Annotated in this window: 11 protein-coding genes and 1 pseudogene; 10 read left to right on the plus strand and 2 right to left on the minus strand. The window is 66.1% G+C overall.

Annotation, left to right across the window (positions count from 1 at the left end):
* Positions 1 to 289: 289 nt before the first annotated feature.
* Complete coding sequence (locus ACMATS_RS37530) at positions 290 to 1,390, plus strand: calcium:proton antiporter (protein WP_414170587.1); 1,101 nt, start codon at positions 290 to 292, stop codon at positions 1,388 to 1,390.
* A gap of 377 nt (positions 1,391 to 1,767) precedes the next feature.
* Here ACMATS_RS37530 and ACMATS_RS37535 read toward each other — a convergent pair whose 3' ends face one another.
* Positions 1,768 to 2,820: a hypothetical protein gene (locus ACMATS_RS37535; protein ID WP_414170588.1), complete on the minus strand. Its 1,053-nt coding sequence runs from the start codon at positions 2,818 to 2,820 to the stop codon at positions 1,768 to 1,770.
* Positions 2,821 to 3,130: 310 nt separating this feature from the next.
* Here ACMATS_RS37535 and ACMATS_RS37540 point away from each other — a divergent pair.
* Together ACMATS_RS37540 and ACMATS_RS37545 are read left to right on the plus strand one after the other, a co-directional pair.
* A pseudogene (locus ACMATS_RS37540) lies at positions 3,131 to 3,393 on the plus strand (IS5/IS1182 family transposase); the annotation flags it as partial.
* A gap of 1,074 nt (positions 3,394 to 4,467) precedes the next feature.
* Complete coding sequence (locus ACMATS_RS37545; RefSeq protein WP_414170589.1) at positions 4,468 to 6,537, plus strand: FG-GAP-like repeat-containing protein; 2,070 nt, start codon at positions 4,468 to 4,470, stop codon at positions 6,535 to 6,537.
* 241 nt (positions 6,538 to 6,778) lie between these two features.
* Here ACMATS_RS37545 and ACMATS_RS37550 read toward each other — a convergent pair whose 3' ends face one another.
* Positions 6,779 to 6,964 carry a hypothetical protein gene (locus ACMATS_RS37550; RefSeq protein WP_414170590.1) on the minus strand — a complete coding sequence of 62 codons (186 nt, stop codon included), beginning with the start codon at positions 6,962 to 6,964 and terminating at the stop codon, positions 6,779 to 6,781.
* A 1,027-nt stretch (positions 6,965 to 7,991) separates the two neighbouring features.
* Here ACMATS_RS37550 and ACMATS_RS37555 point away from each other — a divergent pair.
* The 7 genes from ACMATS_RS37555 (at position 7,992) to ACMATS_RS37585 (ending at position 18,102) form a co-directional block, all read left to right on the plus strand.
* Complete coding sequence (locus ACMATS_RS37555; protein WP_414170591.1) at positions 7,992 to 9,080, plus strand: YcaO-like family protein; 1,089 nt, start codon at positions 7,992 to 7,994, stop codon at positions 9,078 to 9,080.
* The gene (locus tag ACMATS_RS37560; protein ID WP_414170592.1) at positions 9,077 to 10,015 is read left to right on the plus strand and encodes an alpha/beta fold hydrolase; all 939 of its coding nucleotides are present in this window, start codon (positions 9,077 to 9,079) and stop codon (positions 10,013 to 10,015) included. Before ACMATS_RS37555 ends, ACMATS_RS37560 begins: the two co-directional genes overlap by 4 nt.
* A complete protein-coding gene (locus ACMATS_RS37565; RefSeq protein WP_414170593.1) occupies positions 10,006 to 10,890 on the plus strand; it encodes a class I SAM-dependent methyltransferase in 885 nt (294 codons plus the stop codon). Before ACMATS_RS37560 ends, ACMATS_RS37565 begins: the two co-directional genes overlap by 10 nt.
* Before the next feature lie 634 nt (positions 10,891 to 11,524).
* Positions 11,525 to 11,932 carry a WhiB family transcriptional regulator gene (locus tag ACMATS_RS37570; protein ID WP_414170594.1) on the plus strand — a complete coding sequence of 136 codons (408 nt, stop codon included), beginning with the start codon at positions 11,525 to 11,527 and terminating at the stop codon, positions 11,930 to 11,932.
* Positions 11,933 to 12,583: 651 nt separating this feature from the next.
* Complete coding sequence (locus ACMATS_RS37575) at positions 12,584 to 14,674, plus strand: hypothetical protein (RefSeq protein ID WP_414170595.1); 2,091 nt, start codon at positions 12,584 to 12,586, stop codon at positions 14,672 to 14,674.
* Between the two features lie 20 nt (positions 14,675 to 14,694).
* Positions 14,695 to 16,968 (plus strand): glycosyltransferase family 4 protein, encoded by a 2,274-nt coding sequence (locus ACMATS_RS37580; protein WP_414170596.1) that lies wholly within the window; start codon positions 14,695 to 14,697, stop codon positions 16,966 to 16,968.
* A 27-nt stretch (positions 16,969 to 16,995) separates the two neighbouring features.
* Positions 16,996 to 18,102: an LCP family protein gene (locus ACMATS_RS37585; protein WP_414170597.1), complete on the plus strand. Its 1,107-nt coding sequence runs from the start codon at positions 16,996 to 16,998 to the stop codon at positions 18,100 to 18,102.
* Positions 18,103 to 18,302: the final 200 nt, after the last annotated feature.

An 18,302-nucleotide genomic window follows, 5' to 3' on the forward strand; every position in this document is an offset into this window, starting at 1 on the left:
GAGCCGGACAACACTCAACCTTCCCTTCGGAGGCCGGCTACCGACCTCAACCAGTCCATTCTGTTAGCCGTTGTCATTGCCCTCCTGCAGCCCACTGCAGGAGGGCTGCCGCAGGCACCAGCCATGGCAACCTTCCGACCCGCACGGGCAGCTTCGGTATACAAGATAGGCACGAAAAGCACGCACGGCCCCGCGCCCCGCCCGGTTGGCTGGACCCGGCAGCAGCCACAGCGGCACCAGGGCGCCGGGAAGGCAACTGCCCAGATCGGCCGTTAGATTGACACATCCTATGAATGTTCAGCTCCGCTTGTTTGTTTCGCAGTGGCCGGTGTACGTGCCTGTGGTGGCGGCCGTCGTTCTGGCGCTGTCCTGGGGGCAGTCGTTGTCGGCGGGGCTGGTGGTGCTCGTAGGGTGCGCGCTCACGGGAGCGGTACTGGCCGCCGTGCATCACGCGGAGGTGATCGCGCACAGGGTCGGGGAACCGTTCGGGTCCCTGGTGCTGGCGCTCGCCGTGACCGTCATCGAGGTGGCCCTGATCGTGACGCTCATGGCCGACGGCGGCGACAAGAGCAGCACCCTGGCCCGCGACACCGTCTTCGCCGCCGTGATGATCACCTGCAACGGCATCGTCGGAATGTGCCTGCTGGTGGGCGCGCTGCGCCGGCGGGTCGCGACCTTCAACCCCGAGGGCACGGGAGCCGCCTTCGGAGCGGTGGCGACACTGGCGGGCCTGAGCCTGGTCCTGCCGACGTTCACCACCAGCACCCCGGGCCCGCGCTTCTCCCCTCCGCAGCTCGTCTTCGCCGCGCTGGCCGCGCCCATCGTGTACGGGCTGTTCGTGTCGACACAGACGGTGCGGCACCGGGACTACTTCCTGCCGGTGACGGCCGAGGGCGAGGTCATCGACACCGACGACCACGCCGAACCGCCCTCGGCACGGGCCGCCCTGGGCAGCCTGGGCCTGCTCTTCGTCGCGCTGGTCGCCGTGGTCGGCCTGGCCAAGGTCGTCTCGCCCACGATCGAGTCGGCGGTGTCGGCGGCCGGACTGCCCGCGTCGGTCGTCGGCGTCGTCATCGCGCTGATGGTCCTGCTGCCCGAGTCGATCGCCGCCCTCCGGGCCGCGCGCGGCGACCGCGTACAGACCAGCCTCAACCTGGCGCTGGGCTCGGCCATGGCGAGCATCGGACTGACCATCCCCGCCGTCGCCGTGGCCTCGATCTGGCTCGACGGGCCGCTGGTCCTCGGTCTGAGCGCGACGCACATGGTGCTGCTGGCCCTCACCGTCGTCGTCGGTACCCTGACCGTGATCCCGGGCCGTGCGACACCGCTCCAGGGCGGCGTGCACCTCTCGCTCCTCGGGGCCTACCTCGTACTCGCCGTCAGCCCGTGAGGGCATACCCGATGAAGGCCCAGGGCGAGCATGCAGGTTCTCATCAAGGCTGACACCAGTCTCGTGCTCGCAGCCGGTTGCCGTTGCCCGGCAACCGCAACGCCCCTCACCGCCGGGTACCGGCACGTGCTGAGCATAGTTTCGCCCGCGTGAAGAACTGAAAGATCTCCCGCGACTGCGGGCTCAAGGGCGACGGAATCCACTGGGCTATCAACAGCATCGCCCACATGCACCCATCGCCCTCGCCGACTGATCAGAGCCCAGAAGTCTCCAACACCTGCACATCACCGCGCAGTTAAGGTTGCGAGAAGACCTCCAGTCAGGCTTGGGAGAAGTACTGGACCATATCGGCATCGGCATGAGCCATGCCGTTGGTGCTAGTTCCTGTCCTCAGTAAGGACGACATTTCGTGTGGTAGCAGGAAGATTCCCTGGAGCCTTCACCACGGCCTTCGCGGGAAAGACTTCGAGCACGGGATGGGGTTCGATGGTTCCACTGATCCACGGCTTCCCCTCCACTCTGCCAGTTGTACCTCGACAGAGCCCCTTACTGGACCACTCATTCCCCGCCTCTTTCTCCTTCCAGAGAGGAAGATACATGGCGCGCGGATTTATCTTCGCAACTGCGATTCCCGTGTATTGCCCGCCAGTAAATCGCAACTGCTCATACCCCCACTTTCCGGCAGGGATGGTGCGCGTATATGTTGTACTGTTCGCGGTGGAGGTTGAATTGATGTCAGTTGTCATTTTACTGTACGTAAAGCTTCCACTGACATCAACGCCCCCACCGGCCGCCCCGTCCTTGCCTCCGCCTGAAAGCTTGCCGGTGATGGAGGCCCCGATGCTGTATCCGCTGCTTTCCTGGCGTGTTTTCGTCTTGGTGACGGAGGAAGTGACCGATACGGTCTGGGGGCCTTGACTGATGCCGGTTTGCGCCATGACGGGGGCCGTCTCAGAAAGCTTTCCGACGAAGCCACAGTTTGTCTTGTTTTTGGCGCAGTAGCTGGCGATGCCCTGCCCTGTTGATCGAAGATAAGTGCTACCTTCGCTCAAGCTGTCGTGAATAATTACGTGAGCATCCCCGAGAGCGGAACTTGCGCTTGGCAGGAAATTTCTCACGGCCTCCTCGACCGCGTACCTGGACAGGAATGGCCTTGGGTTGAGGTTCGAGGCCGTCACCCCCCACGAAGCCTCTTTTTGGCTGGCATCCCCAGTCCCGTTCCCTGGAGGGAGGAATCCGTAGAAACTCGCCCTGTCCGGCAGGTCGTAGGGGAGGGTGAGCTTCTGACCGTTTGGAAGATCGGCCTGAGCGTAGCTGCCTTCAGCAGCCGAAGCCTGCCCCTGCAGAAGCAGGACACCCGACATCGAAGCGCCAATGAATAAGATATTTCGGCGCCGGCGGATGTTTTTAGCGGCCTCGCGGTTTCTCATATTTCCCACAGTGGACTCCCTTGCGGTGAAGCGTTCGCTTGTCGAGGTTTCGCCCTATGCTATGGGCGCTACGGGAGGAGACGCTAGATACTTTTGTATACAGTTGCGGTGGAAGGCGGAAAGTGAAATTGATTTTCTATTCGGATGCCGTGTCGCCTCTCCTTTTGAGGGATCCTCGACCGGATCCGGTACCAGCAGGCCGATACCGCCGTTACCGAGGGCGGCAGGGAGAACAAGGGGGACAACGCCAGCGGTGCGAGCCGGCCACCACAAAGGCCACCGCACCATGGTGATCAAGCTGAAGTTGCCGTGGAAGAAGCCGGGTTGTTCCAAGCGGGCCCTCCTCGTCCTGGCGCACTGGCAGAAGAATGAGATGTTCGCACAGGTCGTGGGAAGTTTCGGGTCTCCATGGCGACGGCCTGGCGACACGTCGACGAGACCCTGGAGATCCTCGTGGCCTCAGCACCCGGCCTCCATGAGGCTCTGATGGGCTTGGGCGAGAGCGACTTCGTCATCGTTGACGGCACCCGGATACCCGCCCACCGAAGCAAGGCGGACGAGCCGTACTACTCGTAAAAGCAAGATCGCGAAATTAGGGCGGAGTGGGCGCCGTCACGGCAGGTGCAGGGTGGATGTCGATGCTGATGGTGGCCTGTAGGTGCGGGTGTCGATCTTCGGGGTCTTGCATCGAGGGGAAGGAAGAGGGGGCGCCGGGCGGTACAGGGTGCGATTCGGATGCTTGGGGAGTGCGGCGGGTTGTCCAGGACCTGCTGGCCGATCTGTCCGACCGGATTGATGGTCTCGTCGGCGACCACTTCCGCGGCTTGGACGACTTGGCCGCGAGCGGTCTGTAGGGCGGCGACGATCAAGTTGGCACGCTACGGGTCCGGAACACGGATCAGGGAACATCGTGGATTGCGCTGCGCAGCACTTGAGGGGTGGTCAGCAGTGTGTACACATCCTGGGCGACGGACGAGGGACGTGTTGAGCGCAGGATTCGGCCGCCGAGGACCGACTTCTTGATCGCGAAGTAGGCTGTCTCGCCTACCGGTGTTCGTGGAAGAGCTTGACCAAGTCGCCTGCCGGGTAGTGGCTGGTGTCCGGCGGTGTGGTGGCTGGCCGGTGTGGATTCATGGCCGGGATGTTTGTTCATCTCGTTCTCTGGTGTCTGCTCCAGCATTTTCTTCGTGAGCTGTTGTTGCAGCCTGTTCTTGCCGGTCGGTTGCGGGTTCCTGGTCTGGGTCTGTTCGGTGGGTGTCCTGGGCGGTTGGTTGTCGGTTGCCTGGTTGGCGGCTTTCAGGGTGCTGCTCGTTTTGTCGTTGCGTCAGTGGTGTGGTGGTTCTGTTTCTCCGGGCGGGCGTGCCTGATGCAGGGGGATCTGCCGTTGGTCGGTGGCTTCTGGATCTGTATGTCTGTGGGTGTTGCATCTTTTGTGTGGGGGGTGGGGGCTTTGTGTGGGTGGGTGTCATCGTTGGCTTGTGTGGGTGGGGTGGGGTGTGGAGGGAGACTCGTTGGTGTGCGCGTCGGTTGGCTGTGCTGGTGCGGGTGTTGGCGGCACGGGGTGTCGTTGGGGCTCGGGCGGGCTGGCTTGTCTGGCGTGGGGTTTTGATTGTCGACGAGTGGAAGATTCCTATGAGGGTGTGTGCGGTGTCCGGTGGTCGGCGGGCGTTGGTCCGGGCTGCTGCGGCGGCTGTGGTGGCCACGGTGGGTATTACGGCGCTGGGGGCCGCGGCGCCCGCTGCTACTGCTGCTGGTCAGGCCAGGGCCGGTGCGGGCGGCTGTACCCCGACCGATGGTTATTCCAACTGCCAGATCTTTGATTACACCGGCAAGAAGACGCAGACCTTCACCGTCCCGCAGGGGGTGTCGAAGGTTTTCGCGAAGGTCTGGGGCGCCGGCGGCGGCGGCGGTAAGAACTCGGGCAACAAGGACGCTTATGGGGGTGCGGGTGGTTATGCGCAGGGCACTATTTCGGTGCAGGGGGGCCAGCAGCTCACCCTGACCACCGCCGGCGGCGGCGATAAGGCATACCAGACCAATGCTGCGGGCGGTTACGGTGACGGCAATGGCGGATCAATATCGAATGCAGCCCTCAGCTCGTCTGGTGGTGGTGGGGGTGGTGCGAGTTCGGTGAGGTCCGGTGACACCCGGCTGCTGGTCGCCGGCGGCGGCGGCGGCAGCAGCGCCACGCCGGGTGGTGCGGGTGGCGGGGACCGCGGGCAGGACGGGTCGGGGACGAAGCAATACCCCGACACTAGTGGTCGTGGGGGGAGCGATGGCAAGGGCGGCTCCGGCGGCAATGCCAGTGGTTTCACGCCGAGCGAGAAGGGCGGGGACGGTTTCGGTGCCAACGGCGGGACCAGCACGTTCAACCACTATGGCGGGGCCGGCGGCGGCGGTTACGGGGGCGGCGGCGGCGGCCAGGGCGAGGGCAACTACGGGTTCGGTGGTGGTGGGGGTGGTGGTGGTTATGTGAGTGCGTCGTTGGCGGGTGGGAAGCTGATGGCGGGTGACCGTCAGACGCCGGGCAATGCGGGGGATGTGCAGCGGGGGAAGGCCGGTGGTGGTGGTTCTTCGTTGCATCCTGCGGGTTTTGCGGGGCGGATTGTGCTGGAGTGGAATGAGCCGGCTGCTCCGGTGGCGAAGGATGACGGCCCGGTGAAGACCGTGGCGGGGAAGCCGTCGGCTCCGATCGATGTGCTGGCGAACGACAGCATCTCGGGTGACCGGTCGAAGGCGCAGATCGAGCTGCAGAACAACGGCAAGGGCCAGCACGGCACCGCGACGGTGAAGGACGGCAAGGTCGTCTACACCCCCGCCGACTCCACCTGGACGGGCAAGGATTCCTTCACCTACAAGGTGAAGGACGAGTTCGGGCAGGAATCGTCGAAGGCCGCTACGGTGACGATGACGGTGACGCCCGGCAAACCGTCCTATCTGAAGGCGTCGGATCTGTCGCAGGATGCGCTGGGTGATTTCGACGGGGACAAGAAGGCGGACTTGGTCGGCAAGGACAAGGCCACCGGCGGCCTGTACGAGTGGAAGGGCAACGGCAAGGGCGCCTTCGAAAAGGGCCGCGAGCTGTACAAGACTTGGGACTACACCCAGACCACGGCCGGCGACTTCGACGGCGACGGCAAGACCGACCTGGTCGCCGCCAAGGGCGACACCCTGTACGAGTGGAAGGGCAAGGGCGACGGCACCTTCCAGGACCCCGTCAAGCTGACCGACGGCTGGAACGGCTACACCCAGACCACCGCCGGGGACTTCGACGGCGACGGCAAGGCCGACGTCATCGCCATGGACACCAAGACCGACACGCTCTACCTGTGGAAGGGCCAGGACAAGTCCGGCAACCCCTTCGCCAAGCCCAAGTACCTCACCCGCTGGAACGGCTACACCCAGGCCACCGCCGGCGACTACAACGGCGACGGCAAGGCCGACCTCCTCGCCCACACCCCCCGCGGCAACCTGGACTACTGGCAGTCCGACGGCAACCTCACCCCCGGCCACAACCCCTTCGCCAAGCCCAAGTACCTCACCCGCTGGAACGGCTACACCCAGCCCGCCGCCGGCGACCTCACCGCCGACGGCAAGACCGACCTCCTCGCCGTCGACACCAACAACAACACCATCAAAACCTGGAACTCCACCGGCACCACCACCCCCCACCTCTTCACCACACCCCACACCATCCGCCTCCAACTCCCCAACTAACCACCCACCAACAACCCACCTATGAGCAACACCGGCCCTGGGCCTGGCCCAGGGCCAGCTGACACGATCCCGTCCGGTCGGCTGCGACCGGACGGGATCCCCTCATTCCCCAGACGGCCACAGTCCAGCTCAAAACCACACCCCAAGCCACGAAGAACCTCGCGGCCGCCAGCCAACACAAACAGCAACGCACACCGCCGACGCAGCTACTGCGGACGGCTGCGTCCACGCATGTGCGGGATCAGTCGGGCCGGTCGGCCGTGTGCAGGCGTGCCGGCAGGCGGTACAGCCGGTCGAGGCCCCCCGACTTGTGCCATCGGCCGAGCTGGCGCTGGCGGGCATGCCCGGAGCCCAATCCCCGCTCCGGCGGGAGGCGTTGCCGGCTGATGTCGTTGTGCAGGACGTAGAGGATGCCTTGCAGGCACAACCCGGTCGGGCATGAGACCCGACCCAGCGCCTGCCCCGGCCACGGTGGCAGCAACACCCCTGTCACAGCCAGCAGTTCACCATCTACGACCCACATCTGCTTGCCCCCACCGCACGAACACTCGCAGCAGCGCCCCGGTCACGGTCGACCAGCCACACCCCGCAAGGCCGTGTTACGAGCTATGTGGCGTGGGTGTCCCTCGCGGTATTTGGCTGATCTGATCGTGGAGTTGGCCAGACCAGGGGAGGCGGGTATTGAAGGCCGTCGTCATGAGGCGCGGGGCGGGGCGAGGAAGTGGGCCGCGGGATCCGATGTCCGGCACTGGCTGGGTCGCCTTCGGGAGGCGTTCGCATACCTGTTCCGTGAGTTCCTCGGGGCTGTAGGAAGGGGTAGTGATTGCCTCGCCGGCGCAGCAATTGCGGGGATTGAGCAGTAGAGCTGCTCGGTTGGCCAGTCTCCAGCGTGTGGTCGATGCCGCTATGTCGGTCAACTCGCGGTTCAAGTGGAAGAATTTGGCGAACTGTTACCCAGGATGAGTCATGAGGGGACTTTTTCCTCATCTGATAAGGGGACTTAAGTCCCATCCTTTTCGGTGCCGATGATGGCAGATTTGGCAGTACGGGCAAGGGGCAACGGGGCCTTTAGCCGGAGTGAACAAGGGAGTTGACCATGGGTTACATGTTCTCGTTCAACGCTGCCGACCTTGAGGACGTGGAGACGGAGATCAGCCCGGCCGACGCGGAGGATGTCAACGCTGCGGCCGAGCTGGATGCCGCCGTTGAGGCCTGAGCCCAAGAGCTCAGCCGGGGGGACGGGACAGCTGGTCCCGTCCCCCCGCGAGCTCTACACCGGAACGCGCGAGCGCCCGTTCGAACGAGAGCTCACCCTGGTTGCGGCTGAGCGACAGGCGCGGCTCGACATCGGTGCTGCAGGCTGGCATCCGGAGCTGCACCAGTTCGGTGACCGCGGCTTCACAGCAGTGCAGTGTATTCTGCGGACCCCATCTGGTGAAGCAGTGCCTGGAGGCTTGGGCAACGGCAAAGGATTTCTGCCCTCTGCCCGGGCGGGGGCACTGTTCGAGGCACTGGAGCACACCTTCAGCGGGCCGAGGTCTCTGGAGTCGCTGCCCCTGCAACTTCGTGATACGGCCGGCCTGCTGGACGGCGCGCTGCGGGCGGAGCCGAGCATCCACATACTGGCTCGGCAAAGGGCCGAAGCGGCCTGTGTGCGATATACGGCACTCGATGGCGGCGGACCGCTGGACGTTCCTATATTCCTCTGGGCGCCGTGGTATTTGAAGAGAAGCCAGGAGATGGCTGCGGCCCGGAGCCGGCTCGGCGACACTGCGGACTACCGTCCAGTGCTGTCCTGCAGCGTCAACACCGGGTGTGCCATCGGCGCGACCGAGGACGAGGCGCTGCTGCACGCGTTGAACGAATGGGCGGAACGGGACGCCTTCTCACTCTTCCTCGTGCGTTCCGTCCATGACGGCGGCCCCTTGCCGTCCCGCATTCCAGCCACGATCCTGCCCACAGCGCTGCGCCACGAGTACGACCGTGCTGCCGCTCTTGCCCAGGGCCCGGTTGCTCTGCTGGATCTGACAACCGACGTGGGCATCCCGGTCGTTCTCGCTTGCACGGCCGCGTCGCCCGGCCGACGCCCCCACTATGGGCTGGGAGCATCGTTGTCCATAGAAACTGCCGTCGCGCGGGCGATCAGTGAGCTGGTCCAGGAAATCCTTCTGCGCGACGCCTTCGTGGATCCGGGCCACATGGCAGCGGTAGAGGCCCGACTCGCTCCCTATCCACGCCTCCTGGCCTGCGCCCGGCTGTCGTTCACGGAACGGCTGAGCCAGGCTCCGGTGGCCACGGCGCTGGACGGTCCCAGGCCTTGCCCGACGAGTGTGGCGGAGCAGCGTGAAGAAGCGGTCGTACGCATCGCTTCCGTCGGCCGACGGGTGGTGGCTCACCGTCTATGTGTCATGGAGCATGGAACGACGGTGGTTCAGGTTCAGTGCCCTGGACTCGAGCGGTTCCATCTGATCACTGAAGGGCATCTTGCACGTCTGGGAGCCCGAGCCCGGTCCGCACGCAGCCGTCAGAGGGGTCCACGGTGAGGACTTGGGCATCCCGGCGTACCGGTTTCCTCGCCGTCGGCGGCGGTCACACGCTGCGATGGTGGCAATCCGGTAACCCTCGTGGCAAGGCACTGCTGATCCTCCACGGTGGCCCCGGGGGGCGCAGCAGCGCCCGCCAACGCACTCTGGCCGACCCGGGCCAATGGCGGATCATCCAGGTGGACCAACGCGGTTGCGGCAGCTCCACCCCACGCGGTCACTGCGCTGCCAACACTCTTGACGATCTCGTCGAGGACCTGGAACGCCTGCGGAGGCACCTGGGCATAGACCGTTGGACGGTGCTCGGCCCCTCATGGGGCGCGGTCCTCGCCCTCGCCTCGGCCGCACGCCGTCCGCATACAGTGCGCGCCCTGCTGCTGACAGGCCTTTTCCTGGGCACTGCCCGGGAATGCGAGGTGTTCCGCACGGGCAGGGGCGTCGATCCGTCGGCATGGCGGGGGTTCACTGCCTGGCTGGACCCCGCGGAGCGCGAGGACGTGCCCGGCGCATACGCGAGGAGGATCCACAACCCGGCCCACCCCGACCATGAGACAGCGCTGCGTCACTGGTGCGCGTTCGACTTGGTGCGCTCCTCCCTCGAGTTCGACCCGCTCCGTGTGCCTGTCGGCCCTGGCGTCGCGGAAAGCCTCCGGGTGGAGACGCACTACGTCCGGAACAACTTCTTTCTTCCGTCCGGCGGCGTGCTCGCGATGCTTCCACGCACCTTGCTGACGCCGGTCACAGTGGTCCAGGGCGTGCAGGACCGGTTCGGCGCAGAAAATGCCCTGCTTCTCAGGGAATCTGCCCTGAACACATCCGTCACATGGATCGACGGAGGACATTCCGCCCTTGAGCCGGCCTTGAGGATCGGCTTGAGCATCGCCTTGGAGGAAATCAACGCCGACAGGCATCCGAAGGAAGGGAAATGGATGTGAAGGGCGAGGGCATCCGGCGGTACGTTGAGACCAACCGTACCCGCCTGAACCTTTATTTCATTCTCCGTGTCGGTGATGTCCGGTGGCTGGGACGGAAGCGTCTGGAGCGCACTGCTTCCGGTCGGAATACACTGTCCAGTGTTCTGCGGCCAGAAATGCTCCTCGGCGCCTATCACGACTTCCAGTTCGGTGAACGAGGTGTCGCATTCGAATGCTGGCCGCGCCCAGATGCAGACAAACGCGAGGCGTTCCGTTGCGCGAGCGGGATGCCGGACTCCGAGATCACTTTCCCCTTCCCCCTGCTCGACGACCGCTGGTGCGAACCCACCTGCTCCACGGAGCACTGGAGCGCCAACGAGGGTCTTGCCGACCGGCTCGACGAAGACGAACAGCACTTCCGTGACATCAGCGCAAAGTTCCTCGACGGTAAAGTCTCGTCAGGCGATGTCATCTATGACCCGGCCTGTTCAACAGGGACCTATATCAGGGAACTTGGGAAGGTCTTTCCGCAAGCACGCTGTATCGGATCGGATCTCGCGCACGGCATGACACGCCGAGCATCGGCGCACGGCACGAGCGTCTTCGTCGCCGACGCACTCCTCCCACCGCTGGCCGACCGCTCGGTGCATGTTCTGGTGATCCGATTCCTGAACAGCGAGGTCTTGAAGAGCGCAGACACGGTGGGAATCTTCAAATCGCTGTGCCGCACACTCGCCGCAGGTGGATATGTCCTGGTTTTCGGCCACACCCCGATCGTCGCCCCCGTACGCCACCTCGCGCAGGAGGCAGGAATGGACGTACTGACCTGCACTGCAGCGCGGGGCGACGGTGAGCTGTTCCAGTTCTACGTACTCAAAAGCCGTCCTGATCGGTGATATTGATCGTGAACGGCTGGGCTCCGATCCGGTGATCACTGGGTGAGCGGACCGGTGATCGAAGAAGCGGGGCCAGTAGCATGGCTGCGGCCCAGGGTGTGGGCAGCCTGGACGATGCGGCTGTTGTGGTCGGTGGAGCAGAGGGCCGCCGGAAGATGCGTCAGGGCTTCAGCCGGGCGAAGGCGCGTTGACCGGGAGCTCGCAGGCGGGCGTGGGCACGGTTGAACTGTTGGTAGTGGGTTGGCAGTTCGCGGTGTCTGAAATGGTGGTGCGGACCGTTGCGTTGACCTCCAGGGGGTATGGCAGAGAGCCTTCTGCGTGGACGCCTGTGTGATGAATCCAGATCTAGCCCATTTCCTGTAGCGCGCCGCCCGTCATGGAGCCGGCGGGGCGGTGTCATGGCTCCTGTCCCGAGGGTGTGGGGCGGGGTAAGGCTCCTATGGCTGTGGTGGGGGTGCTGTTGGTGGCGTAGGGGTCGACGAAAGTTGTCCGTCGTTGTCTACGTGATCCGTTCCGGGGGATACTAAATTACGCCGTTTCCCGGCTGATGGCGCTATATGGTGGATTTCGTTGGTTCGCGCTGCGGTGTCGATGTATTTGCTCGTGTATGCCGGGGTTGCGGACCGTTCGATCAGTGGACATCAGAATTGGAATCGGCATCCGGATAGTGGCGCAAGCAATGAGCTCTTTTGAAATAGATCCGATCTCCCGCAGGCGTCTCCCGGATTATATTCTGAGCCCTCCGGGGCTTGCGGACTGGGCGCTTCGAGCAGCCTGTTCCGGTGCCGATGCGGAAACTTTTTTCGCTGGTGGGCGGGGGCAGGAGATGGAGGAGACGGTCGCGGAGGCGCTGGCGGTCTGTGACAGGTGTCCTGTGCTGTCCGAGTGCCTCGCGCATGCTGAGGAGACACCTGAGCGTTTCGGGGTGTGGGGTGGCATGACTGCGCGCGACCGCGGTTGGGATGCCTATGGCAGGCGGTCGGACAGCCACAGGAAGAAGAGCCGGGGCGGCGAGGCCGATACCTGGACGGCGGCTGCATGAGAGTGCCCGCCCGCGGGGCCGGGCGACCGGGGGCGCCGGTGTTCACGGTGCTGGTGCGATGTCCGGCTGCCAGGACAGCGAAAAGGGTGTCCGCTGGCCGGCGTTTTCGGCTCGGGTACCGGGCTGGTCGTGCGGGGCGGTGGCAAGACCTCCGAAGGGGAAGACGCGCGGCGTGGCTGTCCGGCGGGGGAGGAGCAGAGGAAAGACAGCGCCACGAGGCTTTCCCCTTTCCACCGGAATCGCTGGGACAGGCCGCGCGGTGCCGGGCGCGGTAATTCCGGGCCGGGACAGGGGTATTGAGCTCCTTCAGCTTGGTCACCGGCCGACAGACGCTGATGAGTGGTCACGTTGGTGGGGAGTACGAGGCTCGAAGCCGGGGCCTCGTCGGACGTGGCCCCGCGATCAGTTCTGCGGGACCAAGGTGAAGAAGCCCATCAAAGCGTAGATGTTCTGCGGGCTGCGCACTGTGCTGTCCGGGGACGCCGTCGGCGCCCTGCCGGATGGGCGTGCGGGGCGGGGGAGCGCAGTCCATGCCGGGGCGGATGCCGCGGATGCAGAGAAGCCGAAAGCCGGCCGCGGGCCGGCAGACAGCGCCTCCTGCGCCGCCTATGGCAGGGGCTGCGCGGAAATCGATACTGAAGGTGGCTTGTTGTGATTGTCTCGGGTACGCGCAGCCGTCGCGTGCTGCGGATCAAGAGGACGTGCAAGGTCCGCCGCCTGCGGGGCCTGGCCGCAGCGGCCCTCCTTGGCCTGTCGTTCCTGGCGATGCTGGTCAGTTCCCTGCTGGTGTGGCCCTGGGTGTTTGTCGGGGCCGCGCTGCTGTCCTACGGGGCGGATGTGTACCTGCACCGTGCAGAGCCATCGCTGATGCGAGTACTCAGCCGACGCCGGGCGGGCGTGACCATCCGGGTGATGGGACGGGTCTCGTTGCTGGTGCCGCTCATGATCGGCATACCCTCCGTGTACGGGTGGGGCTGCCACTTCCTGGCCCTGAGCGCGGTCTTGCTCACCGGGGGCATGGCCCTGTTCTCCACATTGACGGACGTGATCAGCCGGCGCCGGAAGCTGCCGGTCACCACCCGCAACATCCGCCTGCCGCGCCTGGACATCGAGGACACCCCGCCGCGCTGGCTGACCGGCTGGCCAGGGCAACGGCTGCTCCACCACGAGGCCGTGATCTGGATCGGGCTGATCGCCACCGTGGCGACCGGCACGCCCCGGTGGGCCCACCTCGGCGTGGCCGTCTCCGGCACGGCGATGCTGCTCACGCTCGCAGCGTTGATGCCTCACGTCTCCCGTGCCCGCCGGAGCATGAGGGCCGAGCAGATGCTGGCCCAGGTGGACGGCTGGCTCAGCCAGTACCGCCCCGACGTGATCTTGTACTTCAGCGGGTCGCGTGACTCGGCCTACCAGATCAACATGTGGCTGGAGTGCCTGTCCGCGCTCGACGCCCGGCCGCTGATCCTGCTGCGCGAACGCCACCTGCTGAACAAACTGGACCTCACCCACCTGCCCGTCCTGTGCGTTCCCTCGGCCATCCACCTGATGAACATGGACCTGTCCTCGGTACGGGTGGCGCTGTACTCGGCGAACGTGGGCAAGAACATTCACCTGCTACGCGTCCCCACCATCAAGCACGTCTTCATCGGGCACGGCGACAGCGACAAGATCGCCAGCATCAACCCCTACACCAAGGTCTACGACGAGGTATGGGTCGCCGGACCTGCCGGGCGCGAACGCTACGCCCAGGCCCGGGTCGGCGTCGCCGACACCGACATCATCGAGGTGGGACGCCCTCAGCTGGACCGGTTCCAGGTCCCCGACGCCCCGCGGTCCGCTGCCCCTGCCATTCCCACCGTCTTGTATGCGCCCACCTGGGAGGGCTGGACCGACGACCCGGGAAACACCTCACTGATCACTGCCGGCGAGAACATCATCACCGAGCTGCTGAGCATCGAACCCCCGGTACGCATCATCTACAAACCCCACCCCTTCACCGGCATCCGTGATAGCGCGGCCCGCACGGCCCACGAGCGCATCCTGCGCCTGCTGGCACGCGCCAACGCACACTCGGCGCGCCGCCTGGCGCTCCAGGACGGGGCCCAGTCACACCAGCGGCGGGCGGCCGCCCTGCGCGAACTGCGGACGGTGGAAGGAACACTGGACCAGCTCAAGACCCAGATGCGCTGCGCCACGGGCGATGAAGCCCAACGCTCCCGCGACACCGCACAGGCCGATCTGCCGACTCTGCAACGCATCCATGACCTCCAGCAGAAACGCACCCGTCTGTTCTGGGCGGCGCATGCCCCCTACGAACATGCCGTCATCGAACCGGACGGGCCGCACCTGTATGACTGCTTCGACCAGGCTGACCTGCTCATCAGCGACATCTCCAGCGTGGTCTCCGACTTCATCGCCACGCTCAAGCCGTACGCGCTCACCGATACCGCCGGCCTGGGCCCGCAAGAGTTCTGCCGCCTGAACACCGCCGCCCGCGGCGCCTACCTGCTCACCCCCGACGCCCGGGGCGTGCGCGGCCTGGTGGACCTGCTGCGTTTCCCGGCCCACGACACCCTGCGCCATCGGCGCCAGGAGATCCGCGGCTATCTGCTCGGCCCCGCCACCCCGTCCTCCACCACCCGCTTCGCACAGGCGCTCACCAGCCTCGCCGCACGGGGGAGAGCCGAGCTTTTGCCGGACCCCGCCGCCCAGGCCCCGCTCGCCACGCACCGGTCCGGCTGACGTACCAAGGACATCCCCACATGAAGATCGCATTTCTGCTCCACAACCGCTACGGCATCGGCGGTGTCATCCAAAGCACCCTCAACCTCGCCGGCACCCTCGCCGGCACCCACACCGTGGAGATCGTCTCCACCCGGCGCGACCGAGACCACCCCGCCCTGCCGCTCGACCCCCGGGTACATGTCGTCGACCTGGTCGACACCCGCGCCACCTCCTACGCCTACGACGGCAAACACCCCCTGTACACCGCGCCGCCACTGGTCTACCCGGAGGGCGACGAGGTCCGTATCAACGACATCTCCCGGCTGACAGAGGTCCGCCTGGGCGAGTACCTCAGCACCTCCGACGCCGACGTCATCATCGCCACCAACCCCGGCATCTCCGTCTGCCTGGCCACGATGGGCCCAGGACACATCATCCGCGTGGCCCAGGAACACCAGGCCCTGGCCACGCCCGACAGCCCGCTGGGCCAGCGCCTCAACGACGCCTACCGGGAACTGGACGCCGTCGTCACCGTCAACACCGAGGACGAACAACGGGCCCGGCTGACCTTCGGCCATGCCGGCACGCGCATCGAGACCATCCCCAACTGCATTCCGCCCACCCCCCTGGCCCCCTCGGACCTCTCCTCCAAAACGGTGATCGCCGCCGGACGACTCGCACCGGTCAAGCGATTCCACGAACTCGTCCAGGCATTCGAGCGCGTGGTCGCAGAGAGACCCGACTGGACACTCCGCATCTTCGGCGTCGGCCCCGAACGCGGCCGCATCCTCGACGAGATCAAGCAGCGCAACCTGTCCAACCACGTCTTCCTCATGGGCAGCTCCTCCCGGATGGAAGTCGAATGGGCCAAGGCCGCCCTCGCCGTCTCCTCCTCCCACGCCGAAGCCTTCTCACTGGTCATCGTGGAAGCCGCCCGCGTCGGCGTGCCCACCATCAGCACCGCCTGCGACGGCCCGCGCGGCATCATCACCCACGGCACCGACGGCCTGCTCACCCCCACCGACGACCCCGACGCCCTCGCCGACGCGATGCTCAGCCTCATCCAGGACGACGAACGCCGCCGGTACCTGGGCCACAACGCCTTGAAAATCGCCCCGCGCTACGCGCCGGAGGCGGTCGCTGCCGCCTACGACGAGCTGCTGGCCCGGCTGCAGGCCGATCAGAAGCTGCCCGACAGGGCCGACTGGTGGACCACCACCTCGGGCGACGTCGTGATCAGGATGATGGCGCCCGGCAAACGGGCAGAAGACCTACGGCTGCTGTGTGTCAGCGGAGACGGGAATGCAGCACAACCGCACGTCTCACTCCCACTCCAGCCGGCTGCCCAGGACACCGGCGAAGCCTTCTTCACAGCCTGCATCCGCCGTGAAGACCTGCCCTTGTCCGAGGGTCTGTGGGAACTGTACGTCGAATCGGCCGACGGCCAGGCCCGCCGCCGCCTGCGCACCGGCATCTGCGACAACCGCACACTCCTCGACCTGCCAGTGCAGCCCTCCCTGGCGCAGGCGGACCAGCCCGCCCTGGTCTCCCTCATCCCGCACTCCGGCCCCGACGACACCATCGACGTGCGGGTATGGGTGCGCGCCCGGCACGCCGAAGTCATCAACGTAGAAGTCCTCGACCAGGAGACTCTCGTCACCGTCGAACTCCGGGGCACCGAACCGCAAGGAGCCCTGTCGGTCATCGCGCAGAGCCGCCGCAACAGCATGCTGGACTTCCCGCTCCCGGTCCGGGAACAGGACGGCAGACGGCTCCGATTCGCCATCCCCTACCCGGAGTTCGGCCGCCGCCACCACACCGCCCACAGCATCTGGGACCTGTACCTCTGCGAGGCGGACACCACCCCCGTACGCATCGCCGGCCTCACCGGCGACTGCATCAACCGCAAGGCCGTCTACCGCTACCCCGCCACCGTCCTGGAGACGACCCCCCGGGGCAGGGCGCGCACCCGCACCTTCTACACCATCGCCAACGAGCTCTCCGTCAACGTCGTCGACCTCCCCGGCAGCGGACACGACGAGGCGGTCAAGGGCCTGAGACGACTGCGGCGCAAGCGGCGCCCCGCCGACGAGGCGAAACCGCTCGACCAGGAACTGGTCGAACAGGAATTCGCCGAGTCCGCCGACGCACTGCCGCGGGAGGAACTGGTGGAACTGTGCCTGGTCCGCGAGGCCCACATCCGCGCACTCCAACGACGCCTGGACGACGCACAGCAGGCTCTTACCCGCGGCGCGGCCGAACTAGCCCGACTCGGACAGGACATGGCACGTGAAGAGAAACCGGCCTCATGACCGTTATCCACACACGAAAGCCCTGACATGAACCACGCCACCACGCCCCCACCCCCCGTATACCCCGTCCGCCCGCCCGGCCGCATACCCCCTCAGCGCAACAAGCGCCCCCGTCGCCGCTGGATCCGCCGCCTGGCCCTGGCCCTGTGCATCACCACCCTGCTGGCCGCCGGGATCGGCACTGCCCTCTACCTGCGGCTGGATACAAACATTCACTCGCTGGACCTCAAGGGGGCCCTGGGCAGCGACAGACCCGCACCGGGAACCGGGGAAAACATCCTGCTGCTCGGCTCGGACACCCGCGCCGGCGACAACGCCCGCTACGCGGGGGGCAAAGAACAAACCGGCCGCAGCGATGTGGCCATGGTGCTGCACCTGGCCCCCGACCGCCGCTCGGCCCAGCTGGTCAGCATCCCCCGGGACACCCTCATCGACCGCCCGCAGTGCACCACCGCCGACGGAGCGACCGTGCCGGCCGCCCGCGGAGTGATGTTCAACACCGCTTTCGCAGTCGGCGGCCCCCTGTGCAGCGTCAAGACCGCAGAATCCGTCTCCGGCCTGCGCATCGACCACGTCATCAGCATCGACTTCGCCGGGTTCGCACGCGCAGTGGACGCGCTCGGCGGCGTCGACATCACCGTGAGCCGCCCTATCAAGGACACCTACAGCGGGCTCGACATCCCGGCCGGTACCAGCCATCTCAACGGCAAGCAGGCACTCGCCTTCACCCGGACCCGGCACGGCGTCGGCGACGGCAGCGACCTCGGCCGCATCACCCTGGAACAGCAGATGATCGCCGCCATCCTGACCAAAGCGAAGACAACCGGCCTGCTGACCTCCCCGGTCCGGCTCTTCCGCATGGCCGACGCGCTGACCAGCAGCATCACCACCGACTCGGCACTCGCCTCGGTCAAGGACCTGGTCGACTTCGGCAAAGACCTCAAAGCACTGGACCAACGCAACGTCACCATGGTGACCCTGCCGGTACGGCCCGCTCCCACCGACCACAACCGGGTGGTGCCCCGGCAGCCGCAAGCACGAGCACTCTGGCACGCCCTGAAGAGCGGGCAGCCCATCCCCGCTTCGGTAAAGGCCGTCCAGCGCCCCGACCCCGCCACAGAGAAGACAAGGTAAGCCGACACCCGGGAGACACACTCGGCCCCGGCACGTCCAAGGCAGGCATCCTGGCCACCGCACTCCGGCGTCCACGCGGCAGCCCTCCTCCCGTCAGCAGGGGCCGAAAGCCGTGCCCGGCCGCGGTGACGGCGCCTGCCCTGGCAGGATGGAGGCAGAGCGCATCCGGCAGGCCCCAGGCACGCTGCCGCGGAGCACGT

The organism is Streptoverticillium reticulum (genome assembly GCF_047456005.1).
Lineage (GTDB): Bacteria > Actinomycetota > Actinomycetes > Streptomycetales > Streptomycetaceae > Streptomyces > Streptomyces reticulum.

Excerpts from the sequence above, each read along its gene's own strand:
- ACMATS_RS37580 (WP_414170596.1), top strand. The coding sequence starts at position 14,695 with ATGAAGATCGCATTTCTGCTCCACAACCGCTACGGCATCGGCGGTGTC.
- ACMATS_RS37535 (WP_414170588.1), bottom strand. The coding sequence starts at position 2,820 with ATGAGAAACCGCGAGGCCGCTAAAAACATCCGCCGGCGCCGAAATATC.
- ACMATS_RS37585 (WP_414170597.1), top strand. The coding sequence starts at position 16,996 with ATGAACCACGCCACCACGCCCCCACCCCCCGTATACCCCGTCCGCCCG.
- ACMATS_RS37565 (WP_414170593.1), top strand. The coding sequence starts at position 10,006 with ATGGATGTGAAGGGCGAGGGCATCCGGCGGTACGTTGAGACCAACCGT.
- ACMATS_RS37530 (WP_414170587.1), top strand. The coding sequence starts at position 290 with ATGAATGTTCAGCTCCGCTTGTTTGTTTCGCAGTGGCCGGTGTACGTG.